The organism is Gordonia sp. OPL2 (genome assembly GCF_003797825.1).
Taxonomy (GTDB): domain Bacteria; phylum Actinomycetota; class Actinomycetes; order Mycobacteriales; family Mycobacteriaceae; genus Gordonia.
Genome location: NZ_RKME01000013.1, coordinates 43,373 through 55,703, shown reverse-complemented (window position 1 = coordinate 55,703; position 12,331 = coordinate 43,373). Strand labels below are relative to the sequence as shown.

General features: G+C 67.4%; 13 protein-coding genes. 9 read left to right on the top strand and 4 right to left on the bottom strand.

What is annotated here, in order from left to right; genetic code table 11:
* The first annotated feature begins 24 nt into the window (after window positions 1-24).
* Genes EEB19_RS14255 through ccsB form a run of 5 tightly spaced genes read left to right on the top strand, consistent with a single transcriptional unit; the run spans window position 25 to window position 4,876 of the window.
* Window positions 25-633, top strand: coding sequence for a histidine phosphatase family protein (locus EEB19_RS14255; RefSeq protein ID WP_187587453.1), 609 nt, complete (start codon window positions 25-27; stop codon window positions 631-633).
* A gap of 27 nt (window positions 634-660) precedes the next feature.
* Window positions 661-1,296 carry a TlpA disulfide reductase family protein gene (locus EEB19_RS14250; protein ID WP_187587307.1) on the top strand — a complete coding sequence of 212 codons (636 nt, stop codon included), beginning with the start codon at window positions 661-663 and terminating at the stop codon, window positions 1,294-1,296.
* A 26-nt stretch (window positions 1,297-1,322) separates the two neighbouring features.
* Entirely contained in the window at window positions 1,323-2,129 is an 807-nt protein-coding gene (locus EEB19_RS14245; RefSeq protein WP_187587451.1) for a cytochrome c biogenesis CcdA family protein, read from the top strand.
* The gene (locus EEB19_RS14240) at window positions 2,126-3,829 is read left to right on the top strand and encodes a cytochrome c biogenesis protein ResB (RefSeq protein ID WP_187587305.1); all 1,704 of its coding nucleotides are present in this window, start codon (window positions 2,126-2,128) and stop codon (window positions 3,827-3,829) included. The genes EEB19_RS14245 and EEB19_RS14240 overlap by 4 nt, the downstream gene beginning before the upstream one ends.
* A 33-nt stretch (window positions 3,830-3,862) precedes the next feature.
* Window positions 3,863-4,876, top strand: a complete 1,014-nt coding sequence (gene ccsB, locus EEB19_RS14235; protein ID WP_187587303.1) for a c-type cytochrome biogenesis protein CcsB — start codon at window positions 3,863-3,865, stop codon at window positions 4,874-4,876.
* Here the strand turns inward: ccsB and EEB19_RS14230 are convergent.
* From EEB19_RS14230 to EEB19_RS14220, 3 genes are all read right to left on the bottom strand, one after another.
* Complete coding sequence (locus EEB19_RS14230) at window positions 4,861-5,340, bottom strand: helix-turn-helix domain-containing protein (RefSeq protein ID WP_187587301.1); 480 nt, start codon at window positions 5,338-5,340, stop codon at window positions 4,861-4,863. The genes ccsB and EEB19_RS14230 overlap by 16 nt on opposite strands.
* 399 nt (window positions 5,341-5,739) lie before the next feature.
* Complete coding sequence (locus EEB19_RS14225; protein ID WP_187587299.1) at window positions 5,740-5,952, bottom strand: hypothetical protein; 213 nt, start codon at window positions 5,950-5,952, stop codon at window positions 5,740-5,742.
* Window positions 5,953-6,009: 57 nt separating this feature from the next.
* Entirely contained in the window at window positions 6,010-6,246 is a 237-nt protein-coding gene (locus EEB19_RS14220) for a BldC family transcriptional regulator (protein ID WP_187587297.1), read from the bottom strand.
* Between the two features lie 186 nt (window positions 6,247-6,432).
* On the opposite strand from EEB19_RS14220, the gene EEB19_RS14215 reads away from it, so the two are divergent.
* From EEB19_RS14215 to EEB19_RS14200, 4 genes are all read left to right on the top strand, one after another.
* Window positions 6,433-6,744 (top strand): DUF4229 domain-containing protein, encoded by a 312-nt coding sequence (locus EEB19_RS14215; RefSeq protein WP_262365674.1) that lies wholly within the window; start codon window positions 6,433-6,435, stop codon window positions 6,742-6,744.
* 7 nt (window positions 6,745-6,751) lie between these two features.
* On the top strand, window positions 6,752-7,882 hold the full coding sequence (locus EEB19_RS14210) for a PLP-dependent cysteine synthase family protein (RefSeq protein ID WP_187587293.1): 1,131 nt from the start codon (window positions 6,752-6,754) through the stop codon (window positions 7,880-7,882).
* Between the two features lie 158 nt (window positions 7,883-8,040).
* Window positions 8,041-8,670 carry an ABC transporter ATP-binding protein gene (locus EEB19_RS14205; protein WP_262365673.1) on the top strand — a complete coding sequence of 210 codons (630 nt, stop codon included), beginning with the start codon at window positions 8,041-8,043 and terminating at the stop codon, window positions 8,668-8,670.
* Window positions 8,667-11,249, top strand: a complete 2,583-nt coding sequence (locus EEB19_RS14200) for an FtsX-like permease family protein (protein WP_262365665.1) — start codon at window positions 8,667-8,669, stop codon at window positions 11,247-11,249. Before EEB19_RS14205 ends, EEB19_RS14200 begins: the two co-directional genes overlap by 4 nt.
* A gap of 173 nt (window positions 11,250-11,422) precedes the next feature.
* Here EEB19_RS14200 and EEB19_RS14195 read toward each other — a convergent pair whose 3' ends face one another.
* A complete protein-coding gene (locus EEB19_RS14195; protein WP_187587288.1) occupies window positions 11,423-12,304 on the bottom strand; it encodes a DUF559 domain-containing protein in 882 nt (293 codons plus the stop codon).
* Window positions 12,305-12,331 lie beyond the last annotated feature (27 nt).

Here is a 12,331-nt window from a genome sequence, read left to right as displayed (position 1 = left end):
CAGGTGACCAACACGATCGTCCACATGATGCGCCATGGCGAGGTGCACAACCCCGACGGCATCCTGTACGGCCGGCTGCCCGGCTTCCGGCTGTCGGAGAACGGTCGGGCGCAGGCCCGCAAGGTCGCCGATACCCTCGCCGACCACGACATCACGGCCGTGTTCGCGTCGCCGCTGCAGCGTGCGCAGGAGACCGCGACACCGATCGCGTCCGCGCACGGTCTGTCGATCGTCACCGATGACGAGCTCATCGAGGCCGACAACGTTTTCGAGGGCCTCAAGGTCTCCGTCGGCGACGGCGCGCTGAGCAAGCCCCGGCACTGGCCCAAGATGCGCGATCCGTTCACCCCGTCCTGGGGCGAGCCCTACATCCAGCTGGCCCACCGCATGCTGGCGGCGGCCAACAAGGCGCGCGACGCCGCCCGCGGGCACGAGGCGGTCTGCGTGAGCCACCAGCTGCCGGTGTACACCCTGCGCCGCTTCCTCGAGGGCCAGCGCCTGTGGCACGACCCGCGTCGTCGGCAGTGTTCGCTGGCCTCGGTGACCAGCCTCATCTACGAGGGGGACGCCCTCGTCGACATCATCTACTCCGAACCGGCGGGGTCCTCGGATCCGCTCGCGACCGGGGCGTGATCATCATCCCGGTGCGATAGGACGAGCGTGCGCAAGGTTTCTCTGCTGCTGACGGTGTTGGCGGCCCTGGTCGGTGTGATCAGCGGCTGCGGTACCGGCGACGACGCGGTGGCGCAGGGGGACACCTTCCAGTTCGTGTCACCCGGCGGCCAGACCGTCATCACCTACCCGGTCGCCGACCGCAAGAAGATCGCCGACTTGGCGGGGCCGGACCTCGTCACCGATGCGCCGCTGTCGCTGTCCGACGAACGCTTCCGCGACAAGGTCGTCGTCGTCAACGTCTGGGGTTCGTGGTGCGGGCCGTGCCGGGGCGAGGCCGACGACCTCGAACAGGTCTACGAGCAGACCAAGGATCTCGGCGTGGAGTTCGTCGGCATCAATCTGCGTGACGACCGCGACTCCGCCAAGGACTTCGTCGCCGACCGCAACGTCGGCTTCCCGTCCATCTACGACTTCGACGGCATAACCCTCTCGGCGTTGACCACTCCGACGGCCGTGGTGCCGACGACCGTCATCCTCGATCGCCGGCATCAGCCAGCGGCGGTGTACCTGAAGGCGGTCACCGCCGAGGAACTCGACGCCGCGGTCCGTCGCGTCGCCGCCGAATCTCCCGCCGCCACGAGCCCGGCCTCGGCGTCGACCCCGGCCCCGGGGCAGCCATGACCTCGACGATGACCACCGTCGCGGCGATGGTCGACCTCACCCCGCAGGCCGCCGTCGGCGAGACCTTCGCCACCACGGTGTCCAGCGGACCGCTGCTGCTGGCACTGGCCGCATGTGTGGTCGCCGGACTGGTGTCGTTCGCCTCGCCCTGTGTCGTCCCGCTGGTCCCCGGCTATCTCTCGTACCTCGCGGGCCTCGTCGGCGCGGAGGCTCCGGCGGTCAACGTCGGGGAGTCGGCCAAGCGGGGGCGTTCCCGCGTCGCCGTGGCGGCCGCGTTGTTCGTGCTCGGCTTCACCGTCGTCTTCGTCGCGGCGACCGCGACGGTCCTCGGCATCACCAGCACCTTCGTGGTGAATCGTGAACTGCTGCAACGTATCGGCGGTGTGGTCACCATCGTGATGGGCCTGGTGTTCATCGGCCTGGTGCCGATGATGCAGCACGAGTTCCGGTTCGCCCCGCGCAACGTCTCCAACATCGTCGGCGCTCCTCTGCTCGGCGCGGTGTTCGCGCTGGGCTGGACGCCGTGTCTCGGACCGACCCTCGCCGCGGTCATCGCGACCGCGAGCGGCACCGAGGGTGCCACCGCGGCCAAGGGTGTCGCGCTGATCGTGGCCTACTGTGCCGGTCTCGGCATCCCGTTCGTCATCCTGGCGTTCTCGTCGGCGTGGGCGTTGCGCAGCCTCGGCTGGCTGCGCGATCACGCCCGCGCGATCCAGGTCTTCGGCGGGATCATGCTCATCGCCGTCGGCGTGGCATTGGTGACCGGGCTGTGGGATCAGTTCATCGTCTGGGTCCGTGACGCCTTCATCACCGACACGGAGTTACCCGTATGACCGACACCGACGTCGCCCCTGAACCGATGACGGACCCGGGCCCCGGCCCGTCGCGACCCCACTGGTTCGTCCGCCGCGTCCTCTGGCCCGCCCGCAACCTGTGGCGGTCGCTGACCTCGATGCGGACGGCCCTGATCCTGCTGTTCCTGCTGGCGTTGGCCGCCATCCCCGGCGCTTTGCTCCCGCAGCGGTCGCTGAACGAGCAGAAGACGCTCACCTACATCGACGACCACGGCTGGATCGGCCAGACCATGGACCGTCTGCAACTGTTCGACGTCTTCTCCAGCACCTGGTTCACCGCGATCTATGTCCTGCTGTTCGTGTCGCTCGTCGGCTGCCTCACGCCGCGGATGATCGAACACTTCCACAGTCTGCGCGCCAAACCCGTTGCCGCGCCGCGTAATCTGGGGCGTCTGCCGCGGCATGTCACGCAGGAGGTCGACGGCACGCCGGACGAGGTCGCCGAGCGGATCTCGACGAATCTGCGCGGATGGCGTCGGACGACGACGGTTCGCCCGCCGTCGAAGGCCTACCCGGACGGGGCCGTCGAGGTGTCCGCGGAGAAGGGCTATCTGCGCGAATTCGGCAACCTGGTCTTCCACTTCGCGTTGCTGGCGCTGCTCGTGTCGATCGCCGTCGGCAAGCTCTACGGCTACGAGGGAACCCGCAGCCTGGTCGCCGACGGTGAGCAGGGTCTGTGCAACACCTCGACCGCGGTCTATGACTCCTTCCGCGCCGGCAACCTCGTCGACGGAACCGATCTGGCGCCGTTCTGTTTCCGCGTCGATCAGTTCGATGCGAGCTTCCTGCCCAACGGCCAGCCCGACATGTACACCGCGAAGACGCGGTACACCGAGGGCACGACGTCGTCGGACTCGTCGACCTGGAAGCAGGCGACGATCCGGGTGAACGAGCCGCTTCGCGTCGCGGGCGACCGCGTTTACGTGCTCGGCAACGGGTTCGCCCCGAAGTTCACCGTCACGTTCCCCAACGGCCAGCAGCGGTCGCAGACCGTGCTGTTCATCCCGGACGACATGCAGACGATGATGTCGTCGGGCGCGGCGCGGTTCGACACACCTGCGGGGCTGTACCCGAACGAGGACGAACGTCGCTCACACCAGATCGCGCTCGAGGGTCTGTTCGCGCCGACGGCGGCCTTCCACGGGACGCTGCTGCTGTCGTCGTCGCCGGAGCCGAAGGATCCGTACGTCGCCATCCGCATCTACGAGGGTGACACCGGGCTCGACACCGGCAAACCCCAGAACGCCTACTCGCTGGATCAGGGGCTGATCCAGCAGGGACGTCTGCAGCAGCGCGCCCAGGTCAACCTGGCGCAGGGGCAGACACACGCCCTGCCCGACGGCACCTCGGTGCGGTTCGACGGCTACGACCGCTGGGTGTCGGTGCAGGTGTCGCACGATCCGGCGCAGATCTGGGTGCTCGTGTCGTCGATCGTCATGCTCGGTGGACTGCTCGTGTCGTTGCTCATCCGTCGGCGTCGGATCTGGGCTCGGCTGGTACCGGTGACGACATCGGTTTCCGATGGCCCGGGCGAACGACGTACTGTAGTAGAAATTGCCGGTCTGGCGCGGACTGATCAGGCGGGCTGGGGCGAAGGCTTCGAGGAGCAGGCCCGCGGCCTGGTGCTCGACCCGAACGATCCGGATGCAGCGCGTCCGTCACGACGACGGCGACTGTAGCGACCGCAGCAGACAACTGGAGGGACGGGTGCGATGAACACCGGCTCGATACACGTCGACGAGACGCTGGCGCGATACTCCGATCTTCTCTTCGGTACCGCCATCACCATCTACGTACTGGCGATGGTGTTGTTCCTCGCCGCGCTCGCCGGCGCCCGCAGCCGGAAGCTGGCGGCGGCGCAATTGGTGACGGCCGGTGGCGCATCGGTCACCGTCGACGACCGCGCGCCCGGCCGCGTCGGGCAGACCCCGCGCCGCAGCCTCGGTGAGCGTCTGGGCAACATGGCCTACCCGGTCGTCATCGTCGGCCTGATCGCCCATGTCGCCTCGATCGTCCTGCGCGGTATGGCCACCGACCGTGCCCCCTGGGGCAACATGTACGAGTTCATCTCGCTGACCTGTGCTGCTTGCGTCGTCGCGGGTCTGGTGGTGCTGCGCAAGCCTGAGCATCGTCCGCTGCTCTCGTTCGTGCTGCTGCCGGTCGCGCTGCTGATGTTCATCGGCGGTCGCTGGCTCTACACCCAGGCCGCGCCGGTCGTGCCGGCCCTGAAGTCGTACTGGCTGGCCATCCACGTGTCGATCATCTCGATCTCGTCGGGTGTGCTGCTGGTGTCCGGTGTGGCCAGCCTGCTGTATCTGGCGAAGATGCGCTGGGGTCGTCCGGAGAGCGAGGACACCGCTGCCGTCGGAGGTGGGTTCGTCGCCGGAGTGCGCCGGGTCGTCGATCGAATCCCGTCGGCGGACACCCTCGATCGTCTCGCCTACAAGTGCGTCGTGTTCGGGTTCCCGCTGTTCGGTCTCGGCGTGATCTGTGGTGCCATCTGGGCCGAGTCGGCGTGGGGTCGCTTCTGGGGCTGGGACCCCAAGGAGACGGTGTCGTTCATCGCCTGGGTGATCTACGCCGCCTACCTGCACGCCCGCGCGACGGCCGGATGGCGCAACAACGCCGCCGCCTGGATCAACGTGGCGGGCTTCGTCGCGCTGCTGTTCAACCTGTTCATCATCAACCTGGTGGTGTCCGGGCTGCACTCCTACGCGGGACTCTGATCCCCCTCGCGCGGCGCGACGGACTTGTTGTCCAACGCCTGCGCCTTGACCACCTTCAGTAGGTCGATGAGGACGTCGATGGTGTCCGGGCAGATCGCGCGGACGTCGATTCCCGACAGGTGGGTCCCGGTCGTCGCGAGCATCTCCACGTAGTCGCGCTGCTGGCGCACCCGATCGAGATCCTCGTCCGGATTGGACAGGAAGTACGTGACGCTCACCTCGAATGCCCGCGCGATCGCCTCGACCGTCCGGAACGACGGCGTCCGGGCCTTGCCGGTGCGCAGTTGCGAGATGTAGGCGTCCGACAGCGAATAGCCCAGCCCGTTGGCCCGTTCCGCGATCTTCTTCCCGGTGTACGGGAGTCCGTTCTCGTCCCGCGAGTGTTCGAAGAGGTAGCCCAGCTTCTCGGCAAAGCTGGTGTCGTCATCCGACGCCGACAGAGGGCGTTCTTCACCCGTTGTCAACGGCGATCATCCCCGCATGATTCGCTGATCTCCCACACCTTTCGCCGGCCGTCCCCTGCAGGACGGCTCCGGGTGATGAAGAGAGATTACCCTACCTCTCGGTAGGGTCGTCGTGCTGCTGGATCCGCTCGCGCCGGGTGCGCATCAGGATCACCTCAGAGAGCCGACAAGTGGATAATCCACTTTCCGTCGCCCTCACGTGGCTTTCATGCGGGCCGGCGACGAGGAGCGCCACCCTTCGAGACACTCCGCTGGCGCTCCGTTCCTCAGGGATCGCAGGCAAACGGAGCGAGCTTGCGAGCGTCACCCGGTCCCTGAGGAGCGAGCTTGCGAGCGTCACCCGGTCCCTGAGGAGCGAGCTTGCGAGCGTCACGAAGGGCAGCCCGCGCGCGATTCCGCTCAGGCGTCCTCGCCGTCAGCGCCGTTGGGCCCGCGGGTGCGGCGATCGAGGTCGAGCAGGAAGTCCGGATCATCGTCTGGGCCAACAGGTCCCGACGGCTTGCGTGTCGGCCCGTCGTCGCGGTTCTCGGAGTCCTTGAGCTGGGGGCCGAAGGCGCGCCACAACAGGAAACCGATCGCGGCGATGCCGATTACGGCGAACAGAAACGTCATGGCAACCTCCCGTAAACCAGCGTACGTGAGGTTGCCATGCGGCGGGGTCGACCCCGGTCAGTGGGTGCGGCGGTTCAGCAGTTCGACGACGTCGGACTCGCGGAAGCGACGATGACCGCCCGGGGTGCGGATCGAACCGAGCAGCCCGGAGCTCGCCCAGCGGGCGACGGTCTTCGGGTTGACGTTGAACATGGCGGCCACCTGCCCGGGGGTCAGGGTGTGCTGGCTCGCGAGGCCGGGAGTGATGATGCCCGGGTGGACGGTATCGGCGATGGTCACGTGAGTTCCTCTCATCTCCGCTGCAACGATGAAAAATCGGGGCGCGAGTTCATGGATACACGCCGAACACCCAGGTACTCGAACGGTCAGCAATTGGTAAAGAGAGTGCAAAGGCCGCAATTCGGGCGCCCTGATCGTCTCGAATGTGCGAATTCCGGGGCCGCGACGGCTCTGCGGTCCACTTCCGGGTGCGGCAGTACCCTGATAGCCGTGAGTGAAGAGAAGGAAGCCACTGCAGGCAGCGTCGCCCTGTCGGTGGCGCTGTACACGCTGGCGCGGCTGGCTCTCGTCGTCGTCGTCGCCGCGATCATCATGGGCGTGGGTGCATTGTTCGGGGTCGAGGTACCGCTGCTCGTCGCCGCGGTGTTCGGTGTGCTGATCGCGCTGCCCCTCGGTCTGGTGCTGTTCAAGTCGCTGCGACTGCGCGTGAACCGGCAGATCGCCGCGGTCGACGACTCCCGCAAGAAGCGACACGACGACCTGCAGTCGCGGCTGCGCGGGCAGTCGGACTGAGGCGAGGATGCAACCGACCAGGATCGTCGACCACCGCGCCGACCGCTCGTGGTCGGAGAACGCCGTCCGACTGATCGAGGCGGACGGTCGACGCAGCGCCGACACCCACCTGCATCTGGTCACGCTCCCGGCGTGGTCGCGCTGGACGGTCGACGGCCGCGAGACCGGCGTCGACCTGTACCTCAAGGACGAGAGCACGCATCCGACCGGTTCACTGAAGCATCGCCTGGCCCGTTCGTTGTTTCTCTACGCCCTGTGCAACGGGTGGATCACCGAGGGCACGACCGTCATCGAGGCGTCGTCGGGGTCGACTGCGGTCAGTGAGGCCTACTTCGCGCAGTTGATCGGCGTGCCGTTCATCGCGGTGATGGCGTCGAGCACGTCGCCGTCGAAGACGGCCTTGATCGAACGGCAAGGTGGCCGTTGTCATTTCGTCGACCGCCCCGGAGACGTGTACGCGGAGGCGCTCCGGCTCGAGGCCGAGCTCGACGGCCACTTCATCGATCAGTTCACGATGGCCGAACGTGCCACCGACTGGCGCGGCAACAACAACATCGCCGAGTCGATCTTCGCCCAGATGGCCGAGGAGGAGCATCCGATCCCGACCTGGCTCGTCGTCGGCGCGGGTACCGGCGGCACGTCGGCGACCCTGGGCCGATACCTCCGATACCGGCGCCACCCGACGTGGCTGGCGGTGGTCGATCCCCAGAACTCGGTGTTCCTGCCCGCCTACGAGTCCGCCGACGGAACGCTGACCTCCGAGATCGGGTCGCGAATCGAGGGGATCGGCCGGCCGCGGGTCGAGCCCTCCTTCGTCTCCCAGGTGATCGACAAGATGATCGGGGTCCCCGACGAGGCGTCGATCGCCACCGCGCGTTACATCAGCGAACGGCTCGGACGACGGGTCGGCGGATCGACCGGCACCAATCTCTGGGGTGCACTGCAACTGGTCTCCGGGATGGCGTCCGAACGCAATCCCGGCAGCGTCGTCACGCTGCTGTGCGATCCCGGCGACCGTTACACCGGAACATATTTCGACGACGACTGGATCGCCGCGCAGGGATTCGACCTGAGCGAGCCGACCGCCGTGCTCGACGAGTTCTTCGCGACCGGACGGTGGACCGCTCCTGCCGGGTGACCCGAGCGTCCCCGTCGGTCCCTGAGGAGCGAGCTTGCGAGTGTCACGAAGGGCCCGCCACTTAGGGTGACCTCAGCGGCGTCGGCTACGATCTCGCTGTGGGCGATGTCGTGGGTGAACCGCTGGTCAAAGCCGTTGATCTGGTGCGCGAGTACCAGATGGGCGATCAACTCGTACGGGCGCTCGACGGCCTCGACCTGACCCTCGACGGCGGCCAGTTCGCCTCGGTCGTCGGCCCGTCGGGTGCGGGCAAGAGCACCCTGCTGCACGTTCTGGGTGCGCTCGACGCACCGACGTCGGGGACCATCAGTGTCGACGGCGTCGACCTCGGTTCCCTCGACGACGAGCAGGCCTCTGCCTTCCGGCGACATCGCGTCGGGTTCGTCTTCCAGTTCTTCAATCTCGTGCCGACGATGTCCGCATGGGAGAACGTCGCTCTGCCCCGGCTGCTCGACAGTCAGTCGCTGCGCAAGGCGAAACCGCGTGCCGTCGAGCTCCTCGAGCGGGTCGGACTCGGCGCCCGCGTCGACCACCGCCCGTCGGAGCTCTCCGGCGGACAGATGCAACGCGTCGCGATCGCGCGATCGCTGATCATGGACCCGACCATCCTGCTGGCCGACGAACCGACCGGGAACCTGGACTCCAAGACCGGCGACTCCGTCCTCGAGCTGCTGTCCGAGGTGGCCCATGACACGCCGAACCGACTCGTGGTGATGGTGACGCACGATCCGCACGCCGCGTCCGTCGCCGACACCACGATCACGGTGCGCGACGGGAAGATCGCGTGAGCGAACCGTCGTCGAGGTCGTTGTCGAGGCGGACCGGCCCGATCCGCTCTGTCGTCGCCGTGTTCTCGCGCGTCCGCATCCTCAACCTCCGGGAGATCCGGACACACCGGCTGCGGGTGACCACCTCGCTGCTCGTCGTCGTGGTCGCATCGGCGCTGCTGATCTCGGTACTCGGCCTCTACGGGTCGCTGACCGAGTCCGTCCGGCAGGTCAACGCCGCGATCTCCGGGACCGCGCAGGTCGAGGTGACCGCGATCGCCGATTCCGGCATCGACGCCCAGATCGCCGGCGACATCCGCGGCGATGTGCCGGACGCGAAGTCGGTGGTGCCGCTGATCCGTGACTCCGTGGTGATCGGCGACCGCAGAATCGCGTTGCTGGGCTCGGACTTCCGGGTCACCGCCCTGTCCGGCGAACTGCAGAAGGCGGTGTCCCAAGAGCAGTCCGGATCGTCAGGTATCAATCAGGCCGACCTCGAGGACGGCATCGTCGCGGGTGCCGGGACCGGGCTGCGCAAGGGACAGGAGATCACCCTCAATGGTGTTCCGGTCCGGGTGATCTCGGTGATCGACGGGGATCAGGGGGCCGCGCTCAACAACGGCAACTTCGTCTTCGCCTACCTCGGTCTCGCGCAGAAGCTCGTCGCGCGTGAAGGCAAGGTCGACTCGATTCTCATCGTGGCCAAGCCCGGCGTCGACATCCCGCAACTGAAATCCCAGGTGTCCACGGTGGTCGACGGGCGGGCCGCCGTCGTCGATCCCGAATTCCGGGCCAAGCAGGCGGAGGTTGCGGGTTCGGTGACCCGCGACGCCACGCTGCTGGTCTCGCTGATCTCGCTCGTCATCGCGGGATTCCTGGTGTTCAACACCATGAACATGGCGGTCGCGTCCCGGCGGCAGTCGCTGGCGATGATGCGCGCGCTCGGCGCCAAGCGCGGACACCTCGTCGGGGACCTGCTGGGGGAGTCGGCGCTGTTCGGGCTCGTCGGCGGACTCATCGGACTGCCGATCGGCATCCTGGCCGGACGATGGGCGATCGGGCGCATCCCGGAGGCCGGCGCCGACTCGATGGCCACCGTCGTGAGCTATCACCTCCCGGGGTACGCCCCCGTCGTCGCGGTCGGTGCGTGTGTGCTGGCCTGTGTCGCCGCGACGTCGCTGGCCGCTCGATCGGTGTTCGCGGTGTCGCCGGTGGAGGCCATGATCGCCGGCGAGGTCGACGACAGTTCGGCGAAACCCGGCCGGGCGGTGTGGATCTCCGGGATCGTCGGTGTGGCACTGCTCGTCGCGTCCTGGTTCGTGGCGACGACGGTGCCCGGCAGGCCCGCAATCCTGGCCGGCGCCGTCTACGCCGTCGGCGGTCTACTGCTGTGTTACGCGCTGACCGCCCAGCTCGTCGCGTTGGTCGTGATGCTCACTCGACGGTTCCGCGGTCCAGGGCAGCTCGCCGCGGTCAACACCGAGCGGGCTCCGCGTCGCGCCTGGGCCACTCTCATGACCGTCGCGGTTGCGGTGGCCGTCGGCATGGGCACGTCGGGTGCTCTCGACAACCTCGTCGGATCGATCTCGAATTCTCTTGACGGACTGGCCGATCCGGACTTCTACGTGGCCACCGACGTCGGCGGCGGTCTGCCGACGGGCCCGGCGTTGTCGTCGGCGATCAAGCCCGAGGTGGAGAAGATTCCCGGCGTGACGGCGGTCGTCGGCACACAATGGGCCGGGATCAATGTCGGTGATGCCAAGGTGTACGTGCAGGGTCTCGAGCCCGGATCGTTGGCCCCGTTCGTGAAGAAGGCGAGTCCGCAAGCGCTGCAACAGGTTCTGTCCGGCGACGGAATTCTTCTGTCCAACGTGCTCGCCCGCACACTCGATGTCGGGACCGGGGACACCCTGCGTCTGGCAACTCCGAGCGGAACCCGGGAGATCGTCGTCCGCGAGATCGTGAACTACATCTCGATGGGCTCGGGGACCGCGGCGATGTCGAACACCCTGCTGTCGGACTGGTTCGACCGTCCCGCCGACACCTACCTGCAGATCTCGACCGATCCGGCCGCCGATCAGGCACAGATCCGGGCGAGACTCGAGGCGATAGCCGCGGCCAATCCGTCGGCGGGTGGGCAAGAGGTCCACGTCGAGTCGGGCACCGAGGCGCTCGAGGCCGCGCAGGCGCAGGCGCAGCAGGCCGGCGCGTTCACCGTCGCGATCCAGTGGATCGTCGCCCTGGCCGCGGCGGTCGCGCTGTTGAACACCTTGCTGCTGTCGGTGATCGAGCGCCGTCGGGAGATCGGCGTGCTCCGAGCGATGGGCGCCTCGCGTCGTTTCGTGTCGCGGATGGTGGTGTCGGAGGCGGCCGGCGTCGCCCTCATCGGCTCGGCGGTCGGCCTGGTCCTGGGCAGCGCACTGCACTATCTCTCCGACAAGATCCTCTCCGCGACGACCTCGATCGAGATCGCCTACTCACCGCGCCCGACGACACTGTTGTTCGTCGGCGTGGCCTGTGCCCTCTGTATCGTCGGTGCCCTGGTGCCGGCCATGCGCGCGTCCCGGATGAATATCAGCGAGTCGATCCTCGACGAGTAGCCGCCGTCTGGTCCGGCGAGAGCGTCACCGTTGGTGTGCGTATGTCTGGATTATCCAGTTATCCATCCACCGGCGGTGATGCTGGTGTCGGGCCGGGCCGGCCCGGGGTGGGGTGTGGTTGGCGGGTCTGGCGTGAGTGTCACCGCTGGTGTGCGCTTGTCTGGATTATCCAGTCATCCATCCACCAGCGGTGATCCTGGTGTCGGTTGAACCGACGCCACGGCTTTCGGCTTCCGCTTGCGAGGCCAGAGGTGACGGCCTTCACGGACGATCGTGAGCACTTGTTCCTCGGCGGCCTCCCAACCCGTGGTCACCGCGGAGTAGGTGAATCGCAGTGTGATGTAACCCAATTCGGCTGCGCGTCGGTCGCGGCGCCGATCCTCCTCGTACTGCTCCTTCGTGCGGTGGTACTCCTCGCTGTCGACCTCGATGATGAGCCGGTCGCCGACGACGAGGTCCACATGACCGAGTCCCGAGATCTTGACCTGCACCCGCACCTTGAGACGCCGCGCTCGTAGCCGCAGGCGGGTCATGGTCTCCGTACCCGACTGGGCGCGCGCATCGCACTTGTCGAGCAGACGCTGCTTGGATTTCGGCGCGGACCTCATCTCGGACCGCATCTCATCGATGGTCATCAGCTTCTGGTTGGCGATCGAATCACACACGGCGACAAGCTCTTCGCCGTCGAGGCACCGGACAGCGTGGCGGAACGCGATGGGGACCTCGTCGACGGCGCCGTACTCGGGTTCCGGTCGCCCGTACTGCCGACAGTAGGTGATCTTGCTCGGCGCACGGTGGGCTCGGGAGTTCCCGCGCCGGTGGATCGTCGTCGACGACCCGGGCACCCACACCTTCCGGTACCTCAGCGCGGTCAGGCAGCCGACGACACCTCCCGCGCGAACGACCTCGCAGGTGGTCGTGTCCGCGCGCTTGTTCGCGTACCAGTCGTGGCGCAGCAGCACGAGCTCTCCGTCCGCGAGCTGGCGGCGGATCTCTTTGCGGGTCATCCCGCCGTCGATCAGTTCTGCGAACCTGTGCACCCCGATGTATTTCATCCGCACAGTGTCGCGACCAGGCCTCGA